At 51.9% G+C, this 21,369-nt stretch carries 15 protein-coding genes; 3 read left to right on the forward strand and 12 right to left on the reverse strand.

The window, feature by feature from the left end; genetic code table 11:
• Positions 1 to 151: 151 nt before the first annotated feature.
• Complete coding sequence (gene argA, locus DT73_RS00820; protein ID WP_036102636.1) at positions 152 to 1,483, forward strand: amino-acid N-acetyltransferase; 1,332 nt, start codon at positions 152 to 154, stop codon at positions 1,481 to 1,483.
• A gap of 62 nt (positions 1,484 to 1,545) precedes the next feature.
• Here the strand turns inward: argA and recD are convergent, their stop codons facing one another.
• From recD to rppH, 12 genes are all read right to left on the reverse strand, one after another.
• Positions 1,546 to 3,393: an exodeoxyribonuclease V subunit alpha gene (gene recD, locus DT73_RS00825; protein ID WP_036102639.1), complete on the reverse strand. Its 1,848-nt coding sequence runs from the start codon at positions 3,391 to 3,393 to the stop codon at positions 1,546 to 1,548.
• On the reverse strand, positions 3,390 to 6,944 hold the full coding sequence (recB, locus tag DT73_RS00830) for an exodeoxyribonuclease V subunit beta (RefSeq protein WP_036102640.1): 3,555 nt from the start codon (positions 6,942 to 6,944) through the stop codon (positions 3,390 to 3,392). Before recB ends, recD begins: the two co-directional genes overlap by 4 nt.
• Entirely contained in the window at positions 6,944 to 9,832 is a 2,889-nt protein-coding gene (ptrA, locus tag DT73_RS00835; protein ID WP_036102642.1) for a pitrilysin, read from the reverse strand. Before ptrA ends, recB begins: the two co-directional genes overlap by 1 nt.
• A gap of 102 nt (positions 9,833 to 9,934) precedes the next feature.
• Positions 9,935 to 13,312, reverse strand: a complete 3,378-nt coding sequence (gene recC, locus DT73_RS00840) for an exodeoxyribonuclease V subunit gamma (RefSeq protein ID WP_036102643.1) — start codon at positions 13,310 to 13,312, stop codon at positions 9,935 to 9,937.
• Between the two features lie 12 nt (positions 13,313 to 13,324).
• The gene (locus DT73_RS00845) at positions 13,325 to 13,651 is read right to left on the reverse strand and encodes a prepilin-type N-terminal cleavage/methylation domain-containing protein (RefSeq protein ID WP_036102646.1); all 327 of its coding nucleotides are present in this window, start codon (positions 13,649 to 13,651) and stop codon (positions 13,325 to 13,327) included.
• Complete coding sequence (locus tag DT73_RS00850; RefSeq protein WP_036102648.1) at positions 13,636 to 14,073, reverse strand: DUF2509 family protein; 438 nt, start codon at positions 14,071 to 14,073, stop codon at positions 13,636 to 13,638. Before DT73_RS00850 ends, DT73_RS00845 begins: the two co-directional genes overlap by 16 nt.
• Positions 14,070 to 14,627 (reverse strand): prepilin peptidase-dependent protein, encoded by a 558-nt coding sequence (locus tag DT73_RS00855; RefSeq protein WP_036102650.1) that lies wholly within the window; start codon positions 14,625 to 14,627, stop codon positions 14,070 to 14,072. Before DT73_RS00855 ends, DT73_RS00850 begins: the two co-directional genes overlap by 4 nt.
• Positions 14,618 to 15,091 (reverse strand): prepilin peptidase-dependent protein, encoded by a 474-nt coding sequence (locus tag DT73_RS00860; protein WP_036102653.1) that lies wholly within the window; start codon positions 15,089 to 15,091, stop codon positions 14,618 to 14,620. The genes DT73_RS00855 and DT73_RS00860 overlap by 10 nt, the downstream gene beginning before the upstream one ends.
• Positions 15,092 to 15,341: 250 nt before the next feature.
• Positions 15,342 to 16,136: a thymidylate synthase gene (thyA, locus tag DT73_RS00865; protein ID WP_036102655.1), complete on the reverse strand. Its 795-nt coding sequence runs from the start codon at positions 16,134 to 16,136 to the stop codon at positions 15,342 to 15,344.
• 6 nt (positions 16,137 to 16,142) lie between these two features.
• Complete coding sequence (gene lgt, locus DT73_RS00870; RefSeq protein ID WP_036102893.1) at positions 16,143 to 17,018, reverse strand: prolipoprotein diacylglyceryl transferase; 876 nt, start codon at positions 17,016 to 17,018, stop codon at positions 16,143 to 16,145.
• 151 nt (positions 17,019 to 17,169) lie between these two features.
• Entirely contained in the window at positions 17,170 to 19,416 is a 2,247-nt protein-coding gene (ptsP, locus tag DT73_RS00875) for a phosphoenolpyruvate--protein phosphotransferase (RefSeq protein WP_036102662.1), read from the reverse strand.
• 12 nt (positions 19,417 to 19,428) lie between these two features.
• Positions 19,429 to 19,965, reverse strand: coding sequence for an RNA pyrophosphohydrolase (gene rppH / locus DT73_RS00880; protein WP_036102664.1), 537 nt, complete (start codon positions 19,963 to 19,965; stop codon positions 19,429 to 19,431).
• Positions 19,966 to 20,407: 442 nt separating this feature from the next.
• Between rppH and DT73_RS27010 the strand changes: the two genes are divergently transcribed.
• Together DT73_RS27010 and mutH are read left to right on the forward strand one after the other, a co-directional pair.
• Positions 20,408 to 20,539: a hypothetical protein gene (locus DT73_RS27010; RefSeq protein WP_342768386.1), complete on the forward strand. Its 132-nt coding sequence runs from the start codon at positions 20,408 to 20,410 to the stop codon at positions 20,537 to 20,539.
• A gap of 113 nt (positions 20,540 to 20,652) precedes the next feature.
• Positions 20,653 to 21,339, forward strand: a complete 687-nt coding sequence (gene mutH / locus DT73_RS00885; RefSeq protein ID WP_036102666.1) for a DNA mismatch repair endonuclease MutH — start codon at positions 20,653 to 20,655, stop codon at positions 21,337 to 21,339.
• Positions 21,340 to 21,369: the final 30 nt, after the last annotated feature.

The following is a 21,369-nucleotide window of genomic DNA, read 5'->3' on the forward strand; positions in this document are numbered from 1 at the left end:
TGTCATCAATAAAAGGGTAAACAAACCTCAACAAGTCAGGCCTTACTCCAAAGACCCGCTATTTTACAGGGTTAAATTTGGACTTGCACCCAGGCCCATAAAAGAATAAAAATACACTTATTTCGAATAATCATGCATTGAGGGTGTTGCCGTGGTAAAGGAGCGTAGAATCGAGTTGGTGCAGGGATTCCGCCATTCTGTCCCCTATATTAACGCACACAGAGGGAAAACCTTTGTCATCATGCTGGGCGGTGAAGCCATTGAGCATGAGAATTTCTCCAGTATTGTCAATGATATTGGTTTACTGCACAGCCTTGGTATCCGCCTGGTTGTCGTTTACGGTGCGCGCCCACAAATTGATGCAAACCTTGCCGAGCACCATCACGAACCGGTTTATCATAAAAATACCCGTGTGACAGACAGTAAAACACTGGAGCTGGTGAAACAGGCAGCAGGCCTGTTGCAACTGGATATCACCGCTCGCCTGTCGATGAGCCTGAATAATACACCACTGCAGGGCGCACATATTAATGTGGTCAGCGGTAACTTTATCATCGCTCAGCCCCTCGGTGTGGACGATGGCATTGATTATTGCCACAGCGGCCGTATTCGCCGAATTGATGAAGAAGCCATTCACCGCCAGTTGGATAGTGGTGCAATTGTTTTGATGGGCCCGGTTGCTGTCTCTGTTACTGGTGAAAGCTTTAACCTGACATCAGAAGAAATCGCTACGCAACTGGCAATCAAACTGAAAGCAGAAAAAATGATTGGCTTTTGCTCATCGCAAGGTGTGACAGACGAAGACGGGAATATTATTTCTGAACTCTTCCCGAATGAAGCACAGCAGCGCGTAGATGCGCTCGAAGCAGAAGGTGATTATTATTCAGGTACTGTACGTTTCCTGCGCGGGGCAGTAAAAGCCTGCCGCAGCGGGGTACGCCGCAGCCACCTGATAAGCTACCAGGAAGATGGCGCATTGCTGCAGGAACTGTTCTCCCGCGATGGTATCGGTACCCAGATTGTGATGGAAAGTGCGGAACAAATTCGCCGCGCAACTATCAACGATATTGGTGGGATCCTTGAGCTGATTCACCCGCTGGAACAACAAGGCATTCTGGTTCGCCGTTCTCGTGAGCAGTTGGAAATGGAAATTGATAAATTCACCATTATTCAGCGAGATAACCTGACAATAGCCTGCGCCGCGCTCTACCCGTTCCCGGAAGAGAAAATTGGCGAAATGGCCTGTGTCGCCGTGCACCCTGACTACCGCAGTTCTGCCCGGGGAGAAATACTGCTGGAACGGATTGCCAGCCAGGCAAAACAAATTGGGCTGGATAAACTGTTTGTTCTGACAACCCGCAGTATTCACTGGTTCCAGGAGCGTGGGTTTACGCCTGTTGATATCGATTCATTGCCCGAAAGCAAAAAGAAAATGTACAACTACCAGCGGCGTTCTAAAGTGCTGATGGCTGACCTTACCTGAGTAGTTTGTCGCATTGCTTACCGGTGGCGAGCCTGCCACCGGTACTGTTCCTGTTTCCCGCACTAACCAGCCTGAAAGGCCTCCGGCAAACCACTGCGCCTTGTTGTGCGGTTTTTCACTGCCTGTAGCAAAACCGGCATATCGGCAAATACAGAAAGTTGTTTTTTTGCCCGGGTAACCGCGGTATAGACCAGTTCACGTGAAATTACCGGGTTCCAGCCTGGCGGCAAGATAAGTGCTGCATGGTCAAACTCCGACCCTTGTGATTTATGCACCGTCATGGCCCAGGCGGTTTCATGAGGTGGTAAACGCCCGGGTAGTACAGACTTAAGCGAGCCATCAGGCATAGAAAACCATACCCGTAAACCCAGCGGTGTGTTCAGCGTAATACCAATGTCACCATTAAATAGCCCCAGACCACTGTCATTACGATTGATCATAACCGGGCGGCCATGATACCAGCGCGATTCCCGGGCCGGGCGCTGGAGCAGATTTTTGCTAAAAAACGCCTGTTCGATTCGGTTATTCAGGCCCGTAACACCAAACGGCCCTTCCCGTAATGCACACAGAACCTGGCTGGTTGCAAATGCCAGCAAAATACTCTGTGGCTCACTGCCTTGTTTCAGGGATGAAAGAAATGGCTGATGAGCAGTGACAATCTGTTCCAGCATACTGGCGTAATCGTCCGTCGTCGCCATCGGGAATAGCCCGATATCATTAAACCGCCCGTCAAATGCAGCCTTTACAGCCGCAACCTGGTTACCATTCACCGCGCGGGCAAGAAAGCCAATACCCGAATCTTTCCCAAAACGGTAGCTTTCCTGCAACAGGCAAATGGCATCACGCAAGGTATCCACCCCGGCGGCCTGCCCTGCCGGAACCGTGCACTGGCACAGGCGGGACAGCTCAGAGGCACGTTGCGGGCTGAAACCCTCACCAACAAAATGGCAAATATCCCCGAGAACGGCACCCGCCTCAACTGAAGCGAGCTGGTCGCGGTCACCCAGAAAAATAACCCGCGCATGTGCCGGTAAAGCTGCCAGTAACCGCGACATCATAGGCAAATCGACCATGGATGCTTCATCGACCACCAGCACATCGAGGTGCAGTGGGTTACCCTGGTGATAACGGACCGCCTGGCTCCCCGGTACGGCCCCCAATAAACGGTGTAATGTACTGGCTTCATCGGGCAATGCCGCCTTCAACGATGCATCCATATTCAACCGCTGTAACGCAGCCCCCAAAGATTCGGTAAGACGCGCCGCCGCTTTACCTGTTGGCGCAGCCAGCCGAATGCGCGGCAGAGATGGCCCGGAAAGTTGCACCAGGGCTGCCAGTAGCTTTGCCACTGTGGTTGTTTTACCCGTTCCAGGCCCACCGGATATCACCGCAATGCGCCGGGTAAGGGCAACTGCCGCCGCCACTTTTTGCCAGTCTGGCCCGTTCTGGCTTCCGGGGAATAAAGTATTCAGCACGCCGGCAAGAAGGGCCTCATCAACGACCAGAGGCTGATTAGTATCACGGAAAAACTGCGCCACACGCTGCTCATTACGCCACAGGCGGTCGAGGTATAAACGCCCTGCTGACAGTTTTATAGGAGTGACATCGTCTTCATTACTGACTGCATCACTGCACAACAGTTTTTTCTGCCAGTCTTCAACCTGGCCAACACCGGCAAATAGCGGTTCACCAATTAAACTGACCGCAGGCCCAGAAAAGCTCCGTTCCGGGCTCAGGCGTTCGAGTGGTACGCAAACGTGCCCTTCGCCGGTATCACGGCTCAGAATGGCGGCAGCCAGCATAACTGCCGGGTCACCAGCAGCAACCATTTGAGCAAACTGGACATCGAGATAGCGAAAGTGCCCCTCAGCAGCTGCCTGCTCTAATAACGCCAGCAAGGGTGCTGTCATTTCACTGCCTCCATATCCCGCCCGGCAAACAGTGCATCCATTGCGGATACCAGTTGTTCATCTGGCCTGGTGGTAAAAATGCCATTGCCTGGCAAACCGGGTTCCACACCACGCAGAAAGAGGTAAATAACCCCACCAAAATGGCGCTGATATTCGTAATCAGGCACCCGATGGCGCAGGTACCGGTGCAGGGCCAGCGTGTACAACTGGTACTGGAGATCATAGCGATGTTCACACATCGCCTGGGCCATGGCATCAGGGGTATATGCCTCGCTGGTACTGCCTAACCAGTTGGATTTGTAATCCAGCAAATAGTAGCGGCCCTGCCAGCGGAATGTCAGGTCAATGAAGCCCTTCAGCATGCCGCGCACCTGCTGAAAATCCAGAGCAGGAGAACGTGCCGACAGAGGGTCATGCTGGCGAATCAACGCATCAAGTTCACCTGGAGCCAAAAGCGTATCTACAGGCAAGTAGAACTCCATTTCAACCCGTTTATCTTGCGCAGATAACACATTCAGGCTTAAGCCACCTTCAGCCAGTGGAGCGCAAAGCAAAGCCTCAAGCCAGGGTAATAAAACAGGCAGCCACTCAGCGCCATACCCTGCGGAGAGTAATTGCTGCTCCAGCCATTCGGCATCTACTGGCTGGGTGAAGTCCAGTTGTTCAAACAGGCTGTGAAGAAAAGTACCAGGTACTGCTCCACGCGGGAACGTATGGATGGTAAGTGCTTGCTCACCAGGGGAAGAGACTGCCCCTATGGCGTCAATATCCAGCCGGGGTAGCAAAGCCTGCCCGGCCGATGAACCATGCTGCTGTAGCCCTGAATAGCTGGTGACGCGCCAGAAATCGGTGAATGTTCTTGTTACTTCCCGGGCAGCCAGATTCTCGGTTGGCAATACCGGGGGTGACCACGGGGATTCATCGCTAAGGTCGATATCTTTTAAGGCGATATCGCCCCGACATAGCAGCTCCAGGGACTGCCTGAGCTCCCCGGCGTCACAAGGTTGTGCCTGCTGAATCAGCCTTCCGGGCGCACTCAGGTGGAAATCTGATGCGCCTTTTTTGGCCCGGTTACCACGAAACAGGGGGCCAACCCCCAGGCTGCAGTGCCATATCGCCCGAGTGACAGCAACGTAGAGCAGGCGCAAATCTTCGGCCAGCCGTTCAGCTTCTGCCAGCTCAAGGCTGGTTTTTTCTTTGTGTAAATCCAGTACAGCGTCGAATGTCTGGCGGTCGTGATATAACCCTTCGGCCTGAGCGCGATAATTGGCAATAAATGGCAACCACACCAGCGAGTACTCGAGTCCTTTTGACTTATGAATTGTCACTATCTGAACGAGGTGCCTGTCACTTTCCAGACGAAGTTGCTGGCTGCTTGCGTTGTCATCCGGTTCAGCAATACGTTGTGATAGCCAGCGCACCAGCGCATGCTCGCTGTCGGCCGTAGCCGCCGCTTCCTGCAATAACTCACTGACATGCATAATATCGGTCAGGCGGCGTTCACCATCCAGGCTTGCGAGAATATTTTCCGCCAGGTGCCTGTAAGCCAGCAGAGAGCGCAACATGGGCATAACCCCACGCTTTAACCAGCGTTGGCGGTAACCAACAAACTCATCAACCAGATTGTCCCAGGCCGTTTCATTCTGAGATAACTGCTCAAGGGTTGTTGCATCCAGCCCCAACAGGCTGGTTGCCAGCGCACTGCGCATGGCTGCTTCGTTTTCCGGGTTAAGCACGGCCTGCAGGACACGCAAAATATCCTGCGCCTCCTGGGTACTGAAAACGCTGTCGCGGTTAGAGAGGTAAACCGACTGAATCCCCAATAAACTCAGTGCTTCTCGTATTAATGCTGCTTCCTGACGGCTGCGCACCAGCACCGTTATATCTGCTGCGGTGACCGGGCGCGTTTTGTCCTCACGCTCCAGCACCGCGTTACCGGCCACACCAGCCACAAGCCAGTCACGAATCTGGCAGGCGCACTGGCGTGCCATGGTTTGCTGGTACTCCACCACACCACAACCTTCGCCGGGCATTAACCAAACGGACATCGCAGGCTGAGGCTCCCCATTGAGTACAAAACGCACTCCCTGGTTGCGCGGTGCCGCGTTAACGGGCAGAAAAGGGATCTCCTCAAACATGAACGGATTTTCGAGGTGGCTGAACAGCTGATTCACACTATTAACCATCGCCGGAGATGAGCGCCAGTTAGTCTCAAGCGTATAGTGAGCACTAACTTCCCCGCGAGCTTTCATGTAGGTAAAAATATCCGCGCCACGAAACGCGTAGATGGCCTGTTTCGGGTCGCCAATCAGTAACAGTGCTGTTTCAGCCTGCCCCAGCCAGATATGGCGGAAAATACGGTATTGCTGTGGGTCTGTATCCTGAAACTCATCAATCATGGCAACCGGGAAGCGCCCACGGATAGCCGCCGCCAGATTGTCACCTTCCGGTTGTGCCAGGGCCTGGTCAAGGCGGCTTAGCATATCGTCAAACCCCAGTTCACCCCGGTAACGTTTTTCCTGCGTGATGGTGTAACGAATGTCTACCAGTGCCCGGGCAATAACCAAATCGCGAATGGTCAGTGGCTGAGAAAGAAAAACATCAATGGCGGAAAATAGCGCGTGCTCAGGCGGATTACCTTCTGCTTTAGTACGCTCATAAAGAAATGACTGGGAGAAGCGAGCCAGAGCATCCGGGTAAGTGTAATTTTCTGTTGGGCTTGCCGCCCAGGCCTCAACAGCATCAAACCAGATACCCTGGTTTTTACGGTTATATTTGCGCCTGTCGATGGCGGAATTTTCAATGATATCCGGAAGATCGCCAGAAGAACTTTGCCACTGAGCTTTCAGAGTATCAATGGCATTAATGATCGCATCGTGGCGGGTCTGGAGGGTTTCATCGTCATTTACAGGTTGCTTCAGCACCGGTGCGTCGCCAGACAGGTAACGCCCAATTTCACGCAACAGAGCCTGAGGCCCCGGCCACATCTCACTGACAGCCTGAGCAACTGGCTTATTCAGCGGGTAACAATAGCGCCGCCAAAAGTCAGCACAGGCTCGCTGGCGCAATTCTGTTTCATCTTCAATCAGTTGTTGTTCAAACGGCATACCTGATTCGAATGCATTCAGGCTCAGCATTCTCTGGCAAAAACCATGAATGGTGAAAATGGCGGCTTCATCCATCTGCCGTTCAGCAAGGAGTAATATTCGTGCTGCCTGTTTTGTGTCACTGATTTCAGCGAGCAATTGCTGGTACAACGGGTTGCTGCTGCCTTGCCGGACACAGGCGATACGCAGCTCATGAATGTTGCTGCGTATACGCCCACGTAACTCTTCCGTGGCCGCTTCGGTAAATGTCACCACCAGAATAGATTCCACCGGTAGTGGCCGCACAAAAGCCGCGTCGCCCCCCAGGCCCAGCAACAGGCGCAAATAAAGGGCAGCGATGGTATAGGTTTTTCCGGTACCGGCTGACGCCTCAATTAAGCGTGCCCCTGCCAGGGGTAAACGCAGCGGGTCAAGGGCAGTTGGCTTATTATGATGCTCCGGCATCACTCAGCCCCCGACTGAGGCAATGTCTTTTGCAATGCTTCAACACTGCCCCACTGTTTCCAGCCCTCAGGTGCGGCAAAATCGGCCTTCCCTTGTTGAGTGCCACTTACCTCGGAAATAACCGCCATACCATCGTGTTCGATAACTGCCTGCCGGAAGAAATCCGCAACTTTGGCAGGTGTTAAACTGCGCACAGCGCGGATAACCGCATCATCACTATCAAACGCCATATTTGCCCGGTCGAAATCCATGCTGACTTTCGCCACTTCGTCGCCGAGAGTCTGAGGTGCCTGCTGTATCTGGCTAATGACCGCCTGCTGCACCTGAGCAAACTCAGGTTCAGGCATTTCACGCAGCCGTTTCTCTGTCCCGGCAAAGAATGCGTTATAGCGTTGCCACAGTTGAGCTGGTTGCCGGGTATTACTTTGCAACAGGAAACCTAACCCCCACTGGCGGCCCACACTCATCGGGAATGCAAACACGGCATAACCCAGTTGCTCCTGGGTGCGAAGCTGGTTGTAGAACCAGGGCTGAATAATCTGGCCCAACACTTCGCTGTATGCCGAACTGGTGTTTTCATCAAACCCGGAAGGTACAAACACGGCCGCCAGAGCTGAATCACTGCCGGATATGGTTTTTTCAAACACAATTCGCCGCGGCTGGTTAACGACCACAGACCGGTTACGGGTCCATTCCGTGCCTTTTGTTCCCAGCAACTGTTGAACCTGCAATGCCAGGTTATGTGCTGCATCAGGTGTGAGGTTGCCTACCACCAAAAACTCAGGGCGGCTGCCAGTTTTCAACTGCTCACGATAATCCAGGATATCCTGCACAGTAATAGAAGGTAAAAGTTCCCGCCGCGCCTGCCGCTCGAAATACGGCACCTGCGACATCATTTGTACTGGCATAATAGCCAGTTCATAGGCTTTACCTTTTTCCGCCGATGCCAGCATTTGCTTATACCAGGATTTGGCCTGTTCAAGCTGGCCCTGCGTTGGCTGGTAACTGAAATACCCTTTCAACAAATCAAGATAAAGTGGCGCCAGCCGCTGGGTGTACCCATTCGCGCTGACCATCAGCCCGCTATTGGCATTGGTAGAAAAATGGATACCACCTACCGCAGCCTGCTGGCTCAACTGGTCCAGGGCCAGGCCTGCCATATAGTCATTAAGTGCAAACATGACCTGATTTTTTACCGTATCCATGGCATGCGGGTTGCGCAGTACTAATGTCACACTGGCTTTTGGCTCGCTGGCAAAATAGCGGCTGGGTTGATACACCACACGCAACCCGGGGTCATTGACAATCAGCTCAGGTTTGGTCCACTTTTTATCCTGCTTAATCAATGAAAAATCATCAGGAATATAGGGATTGAGCTCCGGTAAAGTGAACGAGAGCGACTGCCCAAACTTATCCCATTCAGAAAATTTTTCCGCACTAATTTTATCGACCTGATACGGTGCCTGTACAAAGTATGCCTGCTTGTTATGAGGTTCATCCGGGCTGACATACCAAATACGGGCATGTTGAGGGGTCATCTCAGCCAGGCGGGAAGCGATCGCCTGCGGGTCGTATTGATCTGCAATATTACCGGCATCCAAAACATGGCTGACCGGCACACGAATCATGGTATCGGCTAACCACTGCACATAATCCATATCGCGGGTAATAGAGGGAAAGCGGAAGTCCAAATCAAGGACATGCGCCATTTCGTCGAAATATTGCTTACTGATGCCTTGTGATTTCAGGGTGTTGATATAACGGAAAACAGCAGCCACAACTTCATCGCGGTGAGCAAGGCCTTTATCGGTCAGAGAAACGGAAATGGCGAAAACGCCACTATTACCGGCAACAACCGGGTCAGAATCAGCACGGATGCTGTCTGCCAGACCCTGAGTTTGCAGCCAGTCAGACAACGTGTTTTTACTGCGGCTGCTAATCAGGTAGCCAATAAGCTCATCCGTTTTACTGCGAAATTTATCGCTATTATTGGCAATGCGGAATTCCACCCGCACCACTTTGCGTGGTAACGCCGGCACATAGTGAATAACTATGCCGGTCTGTGCATCCGTGACAACAGGTTCAGTTACCTCTGGGCGCTGAATATGCCTGTCGGGAACTCGCCCGTAGGTTTGCACTGCCAGTTCAGCTAAGTCTGCCAGCGGTTTGTTACTGTAAATAACCGCTTTCATGATATTTGCTGAGTAGTACTCATCGTGAAAATGGTGCAGTGCATCCAGCAATTTACTGCCGGGTTTATCACGCAGTGTTTCCAGGTTCCCACCAGAAAAACGTGCCGCAGGGTGTGCCGGATTAATGGTTTCAGCACTGACCTGCGCCATGCGCATGCCATCACGTTCCCGGGCAAGGGTCAGTTCGGCATTAACTGCATTGCGCTCACGTTCTGCATATTCCGGTGCCAATAACGGCTGGGCGATGGCATCTGCCAGGCGGTCAACCGCTCCAGCCAGCGCATCATTTTCCACTTCCAGGTAGAACGCTGTGCGGTAAGGGGCGGTGCTGGCATTATGGCTGCCACCATGCAGTTTGAGGTATTCGGCAAGGCAATCCGGCTGCGGATATTTTTTGGACCCCATCAGGGTCATGTGTTCAAGGTAGTGAGCCAACCCCAGGTGGTTATCCGGGTCCTGCAAAGAGCCCACCGGAACAACAAGTGCAGACAGCGATTTAACTGCCTGTGGGTCGGAGACTAATAGTACCGTCATGTGGTTATCAAGCTGTATTGCCTGATACAGACGGGGGTCGCTCGCACTTTTATGGATAGTCTGCTGGATGGGTTGCCAGCCGGTACCGGCCTGGCTTAAAGGGGCCCAAAAGAGCACAACGTAAACAAACAGCGCATAAAACCAGGTACTGCTCTTAGGCATTCACAAACCTCACCTTTAACAACTTTGCTATTCATCATCTGGTACTGTTCAGTGCCGATGCCTGCCTCCACCTTTTGAGGTGCTGCAGACTGTTCTTTTATCTCATTTCGACTGGTTGTACCTGAACAGGGGTAACAAAAAACGCTCTGCTTCACGCAGTATTGCCTGGTAATACTCTGGTTCAAGGGTACGCCACAAGCGTTGTAACCACATATCAGCCCCTTCACCAGCCACCATTTGGTTCCCTTCCCATACCTGGGTCAGCTTACGTCGGGCATTTTTTTGCGTATCTTCATCCCATAAAATGGCACTATTTTCGGCATCGTAACAGGCTTTTATCCATGCACCACCACTGTGCGGCAGTAAAACCAGTGGCTGAGACAACCCTTCCTGATACCCTTCAATAAGTTGAGCAAGGTACTTTTCAGCAAGATCCTTTTCCAATGGAGGGAACAGCCAACCAGAGTCATTACGCCCATATAAACGGCTGGCTCCCGTTCCACCGCCAACACAATAGACAAGGTGTTCAATCCAAAGTTGCATACCATGTGCAACACTGAGTACCGATGGCCGCCAGCGTAACAGCCCATCAGGCTGGACATGCTGTAACCACCCGGTCAACTTAACACCTGCTAAAGAGATATTCACTTCCTGCGCTGTATCAGATGTGCGCTGTGACAACACCTGGCTGGCAATTTCCTGCATTTCGTCTTGTTGCTGTGCCCAAAAAATCTCACCAAAAGGCCCGTAAGGCAAAGCCCCGGCGGCCCGGAACCGGCGATATAACCGGGCGGGATCCTCTCCGTTTACCAGTGTATTGAGCAATTGCTGATTGACCTGGAAACGATCAAGGCTATCGAGTTCAAAGGGCTCAGTATCAGGAATTTCTGTTTCATCCAAATGACTACTAATCCTCAACCGCATCTGGAAAAACGCCCTCACAGGATGGCGCCAGAAGCGTTGTAACGCCTCAAGCGCCAACTCATCAGTAGGCAACTCTGGTAACGGCTGGCGAATAAAATGCGGCTGGGGTTGCCCTACGCCAGAGGCCGCAGGCAACCATTCATGAGCAAAACTCTGTTGTGTGGCACCAGGGATAAAATTGCTGGCATCGAAAGGTGTTCGTGGGTAAACCTGCAATAAATGCTCGCGTACATGACGTGCGCTGGTGTCAATATCCTGTTGTTCATCGCCAGGCAAATAGTGGCTTTGGGCGACATAGTCAATCAGTTCCTCTACCAGAACTGATGGGTAACGTGGGGTGTTGTCCTGCACCGAGCGGCCTACATAACTGATATAGAGCTTTTCCCTGGCAGAAATAAGTGCTTCAAGGAACAAATACCGGTCGTCATCACGCCGGCTGCGATCCCCCCTGCGTGGTTTCTCGCTCATGAGATCGAACCCCAGAGGTGAGAGTGTTCTGGGGTAAACACCGTCATTCATGCCGAGCAGGCACACAACTTTAAAAGGAATAGAACGCATAGGCATCAGCGTGCAAAAATTAACTGGCCCGGCAAGAAAACGTTGGCTGATACGCTCCTGGTCCAAACGGCCAGTCAGTTCATCACATAATAAACTGAGTGGCACAGGCTGCTGATACTGGGCCTCCAGCGCCTGGTCTATGATGGACTGCCACTGCTTTTCAACCAATGCCAGCGCGGCCTCTGCATCCGGGTCTGGTGCAAAAAAATCCGCCAGTAGTTCATGGCAAACAGGTGACCACGCCAGTGGAGTACGGGAGGTATTGAGCGTGTCACGCCAGTTTTTCAGGCGCGACAGCAATGTTGCCAGTTGGCCGGCAAGTTCCGCAACCAGGCCACTGGATTCATCATACGGCAGGATATCCCGCCACTCACCTTCAGCACTGTCCATCGCATAGCCCAGTAACATGCGCGTCAGGCCGAATTGCCAGGTATGTTGCCCGGTTACTGGCAGTCCAAGGTCATGGACATTATCGTCGTCCAGCCCCCAACGAATACCTGATTCATTCACCCACTGGCGTAAATACCCTAACCCGTCTTCATCAATACCAAACCTGGCCGCCACTGCCGGCACTTCAAGTAATGCCAGTACATCTTCAGAAGTAAAACGGCTGACTGGCAGTGCCAGTAGTGCGAGGAAAGCCTGCATTGCGGGGTGAGCCTGGCTGGCCCGGCGGTCGGAAATAGCGAACGGAACATAACGTTCCCCCTGCGCACTGCCAAATACTGCCTGAATATAGGGGCTGTAACTGTCGATGTCCGCAACCATCACGATGATGTCGCGTGCTGAGAGTTCAGGCTGGTTCGCCAGCAATGCCAGCAAATAGTCGTGCAACACTTCAACTTCCCGCTGTGGACTGTGGCACAGATGGAAAGTCAGACTGGTGTCACCCGGTGCCAGGCTTTGTTTGCAGGTGCTGTGCTCAAAGCGTTCAAGGCTCAACCCTTCTTCCGTGGTATTGCTGAGGGTTAACACGTCATCCTGCAGGCGGTGCAACAGTGTGTCGCGCTCGCCATCAACGAACACATCCAGGTCATTAATATGTTCAAGGTCTGCCAACAACCAGGTGTAATCGCGGCCCAGTTTGCCCCATGAAGCCAGTAAAGCGTTAGGAAGTTCCTGTTCGCCGTTATCATCAAACAGTGAACCCAGCGCGGTTTCATCTCTGAACAAGGGGCGTGATTCATCTGACTGGTGCCGTTTGCGTGGGCGGGTAACTAAACGGGCAAGCCAGGCCTGGTCTTTAATATCTCCCCAGTAATAACGGCACGGGTTAGTAAACAATAAGTGGACGTCAATATGCCGCCCCAATGCTTCCAGCGCCTGCAGATAAACGGGTGGCAGAGCGGAAATCCCACAAATAAAGACACGCGAAGGCAAGCCTGCCGGGGGCTGGTCACTGGTTTCAAGGGTACGGATAAACCGGGTGTATAACCCGGCTCGGTGCCATCCAGGCTGGCCCAGTTCAGCAGTATGTGCAACCAGCGCCCGCCATAACGGCGCCTGCCACACCTGGGCATCGCCTAATTCACCGAGTAACTGTCCGGCCTCCCAGGCCGTCAGCCATTCAGGCCGATACACCAGGTACTGGTCGTAAAGGTCAGCTACCCGAGAAGCAAGTTGGAAACACTTACGCTGGTCGATGTCATCGTCAAGGTAATGGCGCAGAGCCTCAAATTCAGGCTCAGTTATCATGGCTGGTAACAGTGACATGAGTTTCCAGGTCATTCCCGGTTTGCTGAAGGCACTCTCCTGCGGAATGCCCGGCAGAACCGTAACAAACATTTCCCAGATAAAACGTGCCGGTAATGGGAATGACATGTTAGCGGCAATTCCGAATTTCTGCGCCAGAGTCATTTGCAACCATTGCGCCATCCCGGTGCTTTGCACCAATACCACTTCTTCAGCAAAGGGATCGGGTAATGGCTGTTGCTCAATAATAAACGCCATGATCTCTTCCAGAACATCCAGGCGATTTGAGTGATAGACCCTTAACATAAAAACTCCTGACTACCGTGCCAGTGGACAATGTAAACGAGATAGCTCGCCCTGTCTGCCTCCCGGGCTTACCAACTGAACCTGAAGGGTAAAACATGCTCCCTCTTCCCGCCGTGAACGACTTAAAAGCCAGCCTTCAGGTAAATCAGGGGCAACTACATTAACTTGCTGGCTGGCAAAACGCCCGACCATTAAGAATTCGCGCTGCGCCTGTATACCCTGCGACAATGCATGCTGCAATGCCACCAGTGCCGCCAACATCAATGCGGACATAACTACGCCAGCCAGGGTTTCGACCAGGCTGAAGCCTTGCTGGTTACGCACTACGGCAATGCGCATGCTTTACTCTCAGATAATGGACAAAAATCGATCCACCCCCGTGGCAGCCAGGTAATACCGGTGTCTGTTAGTGTTCCCCAGCGCCATAAGACCAGATGCGGCTTTGCATTATGTTCCTCTGCGGGCGTTTCCGGGCTTGCCGCCAGTAATACACGGTTTTGAGAAATCTGGCGCATACAGGCACGCCCTGAACTATTTGCCGGTGTCTGGCAAAGCCAGTCAGTTGCCGGAGACCATTGCTGCTGAGTTCCCCATGCCAGCAACGTAAACGCCATATTCCATTGTGCCAGGGCCGTTCGCTCCTGGTGGATACGGCGAAAACGCATTTCATACTGCTGTGCCTGCCCGGCCAGGACTAACAGCCCTAACAAAAACAGCATGAGGACAACCACCAGCGATGATGCGCCACCTTGCTTTTTCATGGCAGATTATACCCCACCACACTGTGCAGCACAGACAGGCGAACCTGAGGGTAACGGCGTAAGTACCCTGCCAGCGAGACTTCAAAAACTGCCGGGTTCTGTGTTGATGATGCGACAGTAAAATGAGTCACGGCCACCCATTCCGGGTCAGTAATACGCTCCCAGGTACCTTGCTGGCAACCCAGGGAACCCCGGCTGGTTTGCAGGCTTTCGCCCTGAATGCGAAACCCAAATTGAGCGGGTTGCGCGGCAGGTAAAACAGGCCATTTACCCGAGCTGTCGCTGTCCCACTGTACAACCAGACACCCCGGTTGCAGGTATACGGGCGAACCTGCACATTCACCATTACAGTAACCAGCACGTTGAATATGCTTACTCACCGTAAATGCCAGTTGCCAGAGCTCGTCATCCAGTTGCATACGCTGTGTTTCCCGGCTTACCTGAAGAGTGAGAAAGGGCAGGATCTTCAGCACAGAAGGCAATAAAACCGCGCTAATGGCGAGGGCAATCATCAGTTCCATAAGAGTGAAACCACGCTGCCTGGCTATTCGCATGATGTGTCTCCAGGCAAACATACGCGAATTCTCCCCCACGCGGAGACAATAAGCTGCCCTTCACCTGCCGGGCTGCGCACAGTTATACGGCCAGTGCGGGCAGTGTTACGGGCACCGTAAAACCCCAGCCCGTCAGTCATGCTCACCAACTGAATTTCAGGTGTTACCGGGGTATAAACCTGACGGGGTGATGAGGCACACCCGCCATGAATATGTTCAGTTGTACTGATACACCACAAGCTATTTTCATGATGGATATACAAACGCACGTCCTGATTGTTCCAGTTGGCATCATCGCGCCATGCCATTAAAAATGCGCGTAACAGATTGATGCTTTGCACCAAACGCTGTTGCTGTTGCCAGCGCATCCACTGGGTATGCCCACCGGCAGACAACCCCGCGACAATCACCATAACAACCAACATTTCCAAGAGTGTAAAACCCGCACTGTTTCGTTTTTTCATGGCGGCAATGTGCCAGAGCGCTGCAGAAGAAGTGAAGACAGATATAACGGTTCAGGAAGGCCGGCCGACAAAAACTTAACAAGGAATGTAAACGTTACACGGCATTGCGAGCGGTACCGAAAAAGTATGCCGTTCATACCGTTAACGTCAAAGATGGCAGGCAAAAAAAAAGCCCGCATCGCAGGATGCAGGCCTGGGTTACTGGCAAACAAGAGCTCTTGTTTGCTGTGAGCTGTTAGACGAGCCGCACTTAGATAGCCACTGGTGCTTTAATTGCCGGGTGCGGGTCGTAGCCTTCGATTTCGAAGTCATCAAACTGGTAGTCAAATACCGACGCAGGTTTACGCTTGATAACCAGCTTAGGTAGCGGACGAGGTTCACGGGTCAGTTGCAGATTTGCCTGTTCAAGATGATTCATATACAGGTGAGTATCGCCGCCAGTCCAGACAAAGTCGCCGGGGATCAAATCACACTGTTGCGCCACCATATGCACCAGCAGAGCATAGCTGGCAATATTGAACGGCAGGCCAAGGAACACATCGCAAGAGCGCTGGTACAACTGGCAGGACAGCTTGCCATCGGCAACATAGAACTGGAAGAACGCATGGCAAGGTGCCAGTGCCATTTTGTCCAGTTCAGACACATTCCATGCGGAAACGATAATCCGGCGTGAATCAGGGTCGTTTTTTAGCTGTTCAATAACCCGGGTAATCTGGTCAATGTGCTCACCGTCCGGTGTGGGCCACGCGCGCCATTGTTTGCCATATACAGGCCCCAGGTCACCGTTTTCATCAGCCCATTCATCCCAAATTGAGACATTGTTTTCACGCAGGTAAGCGATGTTGGTATCCCCTTTCAGGAACCACAACAGTTCATGGATGATTGAGCGCAAATGGCAGCGTTTTGTCGTCACCAGCGGGAAGCCTTCCTGCAGATTAAAACGCATTTGGTGACCAAAGATTGAACGCGTACCGGTACCAGTACGGTCATTCTTAAACGTGCCTTCATCCAGCACTTTTTTCATCAAATCAAGATACTGTTTCATGTTTTCTCACGATAACTGCGGCTGGCTTTTGCGGCGATATGCCCAGACCATCATCGCCACGCCAGCCAGGATCATTGGGATGGAGAGAATTTGCCCCATGCTGATGTACTGAACCCAGGCACCAGTAAACTGCGCATCAGGCTGGCGGAAGAATTCGACAATAATACGAAACGCGCCATAGCCTATCAGGAATAACCCGGATACAGCCCCAGCAGGGCGAGGTTTACGAATAAACACATTCAGAATAATAAACAGTACGATCCCTTCGAGGAACAGTTCATACAGTTGAGATGGGTGGCGGGGCAGCATGCCGTATTTATCAAACAGGGCCTGCCATTGCGGGTGACCAGGTAACAGCGCGATATCTTCACTACGAGAGCCAGGAAACAGCATGGCAAAACGGAAATTCGGGTCAACACGCCCCCACAACTCACCATTGATAAAGTTACCCAGACGCCCGGCGCCCAGGCCAAACGGAATTAATGGTGCAATAAAATCAGATACCTGGAAAAAAGTGCGTTTCGTGCGACGGGCAAACCAAAGCATCACACAAATAACGCCAATCAACCCGCCATGGAACGACATACCGCCATCCCACACTTTGAATAAATACAGCGGGTTATTAAGAAACGATGGCAGATTATAAAACAGGACATAACCAATACGGCCACCTAAAAAGACACCGAGAAAACCCGCATACAGTAAGTTTTCCACTTCATTTTTTGTCCAGCCGCTTCCCGGGCGGTTGGCCCGCCGCGTTGCCAGCCACATAGCAAAAACGAACCCGACCAGGTACATAACACCATACCAGTGGAGGGAGACAGGGCCGAGAGAGAAAATGACCGGGTCGAAGTCAGGGAAATGCAGATAGCCAGTGTTCATAGTCACCATATAAACGCTTATTTTTCTGCCAAAAAGCAGACAGTTGGTCATGCGCACACGGAGCATACGCGCCAGAAAGCGCGCATAATATCATAAAGGCGACAGCCAGCGGGTTATGAGTTGTAAAGAACTATTCAGCAGTTAAAACCGCCTAACGTCCACCGCGAATCAGCCCGCCCATGGAACGGCGCTCCATAAATGCCGCCACCTGATGGCGAATTTCCGTGGTCATTTGTAGTTCCAGTGCGCGTTTTGCCAGCTCCTGCGCCTCTGCGATTTCAATATGACGTAACAGATATTTAATACGAGGCACCGAACGGCCATTCATTGATAAATGGTGGTACCCCAGGCCAACCAGAAGCGCAACACACATCGGGTCACCGGCCATTTCGCCACATACGCATAAATCCAGGCCAACCTGTTCTGCTTGTTCGGCAATCATTTTCAGCGCGCGCAATACAGCCGGATGCAAACTGTCATACAGGCTTGCCACACGCGTATTGTTCCGGTCAACCGCCAGTAAATACTGAGTCAGGTCGTTGGTACCTACAGAGATAAAATCAACCCGCCCGGTCAGGTCCGGCAGCAGGAACACCATAGAAGGCACTTCCACCATAATGCCAATACGCGGACGGGGAATGTCGTACCCCAGCATTTCTTCTACTTCACGCCCAGCCCGCTCAATCAGACGCCTGGCTTCGTCGATTTCATCGAGGCTGGTTATCATTGGCAGCAAAATGCTCAGGTTTTCGCTGGCTACGTTAGCCCGCAACATTGCGCGCATCTGTACCAGAAAGATCTCAGGTTGATCCAGAGTGATACGGATCCCGCGCCAGCCAAGGCACGGGTTCTCTTCACTGATAGGCATATAAGGCAGTTGTTTATCAGCCCCGACATCCAGTGTTCGCAAAGTAACAGGCTTACCGTTAAACATTTGCAACATACCCTGGTACTGCGCCACCTGCTCATCTTCTGAAGGAAAACCAGCCTGTAACATGAACGGGATTTCGGTGCGGTATAACCCAATCCCGTCAATTCGGTCGCCCAGTTTATCTTCATGCTGTGGGCTAAGGCCGGCATTGAGCATCACCTGGATACGTTCGCCGCTTTTCAGTTGCGCGGGTTGCTCAACTTCACCTTCAGCCAGTTTACTCAGCTCAAGCTCTTCGGTTATCAGCCGCTGATATTCTTGCTCCAGTACCGGTTCCGGGTCGACCAGCACTTCACCACGGTAACCATCGACCACCAGGGTTCGGTTATGCAACAAGCCGGGTTGCATGTCCGCCCCCATAACCGTGGGGATACCCAGAGCGCGAACCATAATTGCAGCGTGTGAGTTGGCGGCACCATCCCGCACGACAACCCCCACCAGCCTGTCTGTGGGTAACTCTGCCAGGGTTGCCGCAGATAGCTCATCCGCCACCAGAACAAAGCGCTCAGGCCAGGTATCCGGGCTCTGAATCGTATCATCGAGATGGAAAAGAATGCGCTGGCCAAGTGTGCGTAAATCCCCGGCGCGCTCTTTCAGATAACCATCAGTGAGCTCAGCAAACTGGGCAGCAAATTTCTCAATGATTTTTTTAACAGCCCACTCAGCAACCGACCCACCGTCAACTTCATCGAATAACTCACGGCGCAGGCGGGCGTCGCTCAGCAGGTGCGAATAAAGGTCAAAAATTGCAGCCGTTTCTTTTTGCGCACCAGCAGAAAAGCGCTTGCTGTAGCGACGAAATTCATTAGCAGCCTCTTCCAGTGCTCCCGTCAGGCGCTCACGCTCAAGGCTTTTATCCAGTGCTGAAGCTTCTGAGACCTGCTCAATCAGTGGCGATGTGGTATCCATCCACCCGGGACCTATGGCCACCCCTGGCGATGCCGCCAGCGCACGAATACGGGTTTGGCGGTATTGGCCAAATAAAGAGGTCAGTTGAGATTGCGACAGAATGGCGGCCATTTGCGTGGCCAGGGTAACTAAAAAAGATTCTTCACTTTCATCAAACTGGCGAAGTTCTCTTTGCTGTACCACCAGTACGCCCAATAGCTGCCGGCGCTGGATAATAGGTACACCCAGAAAGGCTTTGAAGCGTTCTTCTTTAACCGCAGGAATATACTTAAAACTGGGGTGTTTTTGTGCATCAGCCAGGTTAATAGGCTCAGCAAGGCGCCCGACCAGACCAACCAGGCCTTCGTCGTACGCCAGTGTGATGGTTCGCCCACGTGGTTTTTTCAGCCCACGGGTTGCCATTAAGTAGTAACAACGCCTGTCCTGGTCTGCCAGATATACCGAGCAAACTTCAGTGTGCATCGCCTGACAGATGTCAGTAACCAGAATATCCAGCGCCTCGTTTAAACGAGGCGCACTGGCGACCTTCTCTACTATTTCTCGCAACCGCGTTAACATATATCGCCTGTATTAACCTCTTTTACGCCGATAGTTAGCATTAGCAGCCGTATTACGTTGCGGCGCGATATCCTGCAATGCCATAACAACGCTGGCGAACTCTTTCATTACGCGCCGGTAGACATCCCGTTTGAAGGAAACAACCTGGCGAACCGGATACCAGTAACTTACCCAGCGCCAGCCATCAAACTCTGGCGTACTGCTGGTTTGCATATTGATATCAGTATCATTGCTCATCAACTGTAAAAGAAACCACTTCTGTTTCTGGCCTATACAGACGGGTTTTGTATCCCAACGCACCAAACGTTTCGGTAATTTGTAACGTAACCAGTTTCGGGTCGAGGCAAGAATCCGGACATCTTTACGCTGTAATCCGACTTCTTCAAAAAGCTCACGGTACATCGCCTGCTCAGGCGACTCACCGGGGTTTATACCTCCCTGAGGGAATTGCCAGGAGTGCTGACCAAAACGTCTGGCCCACATTACCTGTCCCTGGCGATTACAGATCACAATACCTACATTCGGGCGGTAGCCATCATCATCGATCACTGGACTACCTCAAAATAAACCTGGATGCGTTTGATTGTTTCATACTCCTGTATGGCGGTAAACCACTGTATGTGGGCAAGTACAAACGAATAACAATTGAATAACTCACAGAACACGCCACAGTTATAAACACCCACACAGCAATAACAGCGGTTTTATTCACTTTTTCTGTGGATATCATTGTGAAGAAGTACCGTATTACTCAGGGAAAACTAGTGACAGACTGCGTAGCCCTCGCATTAAGCGAGAAATTAACTTCATAAATATCATTATATTAAAAAAGAAATCACCACAACCGAGCTCTGAAAGGTGATATTCATCACATTAAGGATCGGCTTACTGATGAAAGATCAACCAGCGTCGATTTTATCCACAGATTATGCCAGTATCTTAGGCACAATTTGTCTGAAAATTGGATTTTATTCGCAAGTCAAGGCTGTAAATCAAACCAGTAGTTGCCACTTTTCCCGGTTATCCCATTTTTCTGTGGATAACCCGGTGTAAGATCCTGTTTATTCCCAGTGACCAGAATTGGAAAACCTTCAGAGCGCTAAATAATCCTGTGGATGAATAATTAAAAATAGCTTAAAAATCATAAAACTGTAATTTCTTTTAGCACAACGGTAAACTGAGTGGATAACCCTGCACTTACGCGTTCAATTTTTAATCACTCAGGTGAATATTGTTATGGCTGTCCTTCGTCCTCTGCCTCACCCCCCTTCAAGCGAACTGGAACTGGTTAACCAGGCGCAACAATTGGCGGGTATGGCATTAGGCGAACTGGCAACACTGGCCGGAATGAGCACCCCACCAAATTTGAAGCGTGACAAAGGCTGGACCGGGGTTTTGCTCGAACGCTGGTTAGGCGCCAGCGCCGGGAGTAAGCCTGAACAGGATTTTGCCAACCTGGGGATTGAGCTGAAAACCATTCCAATAGATGCTCAGGGGCGACCACTGGAAACCACATTTGTGTGTGTTGCCCCACTCACCGGTAATACAGGTGTGGTTTGGGAAACCAGCCACGTGCGCCATAAACTGCACCGCGTGTTGTGGGTTCCTGTTGAAGGTGAGCGCAGTATTCCACCAGGTGAACGCCGCGTCGGCACACCATTATTGTGGTCGCCTTCTGAAGAAGAAGATGACCAGTTACGCCGTGACTGGGAAGAGTTGATGGATATGATTGTGCTGGGCCAGGTTGAGCGCATAACCGCACGCCACGGCGAAGTACTGCAAATTCGCCCCAAAGCCGCTAACAGCAAAGCACTGACCGAAGCCATTGGGGAAAACGGGCAGCCCATAATGACACTACCCCGCGGCTTCTATTTAAAGAAAAATTTCACGGGCGCTATTCTCGCGCGCCACTTCATGTTGTAGTTCACAACAGCCAGCATGTGTCAGACCTGC

The organism is Mangrovibacter sp. MFB070 (genome assembly GCF_000705335.1).
Classification (GTDB): domain Bacteria; phylum Pseudomonadota; class Gammaproteobacteria; order Enterobacterales; family Enterobacteriaceae; genus Mangrovibacter; species Mangrovibacter plantisponsor.

What these genes read in the sequence shown, in the direction of transcription:
- ptrA (WP_036102642.1), bottom strand. Translation starts at nt 9,832, where the DNA reads ATGCCTAAGAGCAGTACCTGGTTTTATGCGCTGTTTGTTTACGTTGTG.
- mutH (WP_036102666.1), top strand. Translation starts at nt 20,653, where the DNA reads ATGGCTGTCCTTCGTCCTCTGCCTCACCCCCCTTCAAGCGAACTGGAA.
- ptsP (WP_036102662.1), bottom strand. Translation starts at nt 19,416, where the DNA reads ATGTTAACGCGGTTGCGAGAAATAGTAGAGAAGGTCGCCAGTGCGCCT.
- lgt (WP_036102893.1), bottom strand. Translation starts at nt 17,018, where the DNA reads ATGAACACTGGCTATCTGCATTTCCCTGACTTCGACCCGGTCATTTTC.
- DT73_RS00860 (WP_036102653.1), bottom strand. Translation starts at nt 15,091, where the DNA reads ATGAAAAAACGAAACAGTGCGGGTTTTACACTCTTGGAAATGTTGGTT.
- DT73_RS00855 (WP_036102650.1), bottom strand. Translation starts at nt 14,627, where the DNA reads ATGCGAATAGCCAGGCAGCGTGGTTTCACTCTTATGGAACTGATGATT.
- DT73_RS00845 (WP_036102646.1), bottom strand. Translation starts at nt 13,651, where the DNA reads ATGCGCATTGCCGTAGTGCGTAACCAGCAAGGCTTCAGCCTGGTCGAA.
- DT73_RS00850 (WP_036102648.1), bottom strand. Translation starts at nt 14,073, where the DNA reads ATGAAAAAGCAAGGTGGCGCATCATCGCTGGTGGTTGTCCTCATGCTG.
- recC (WP_036102643.1), bottom strand. Translation starts at nt 13,312, where the DNA reads ATGTTAAGGGTCTATCACTCAAATCGCCTGGATGTTCTGGAAGAGATC.
- recB (WP_036102640.1), bottom strand. Translation starts at nt 6,944, where the DNA reads ATGCCGGAGCATCATAATAAGCCAACTGCCCTTGACCCGCTGCGTTTA.
- thyA (WP_036102655.1), bottom strand. Translation starts at nt 16,136, where the DNA reads ATGAAACAGTATCTTGATTTGATGAAAAAAGTGCTGGATGAAGGCACG.
- recD (WP_036102639.1), bottom strand. Translation starts at nt 3,393, where the DNA reads ATGACAGCACCCTTGCTGGCGTTATTAGAGCAGGCAGCTGCTGAGGGG.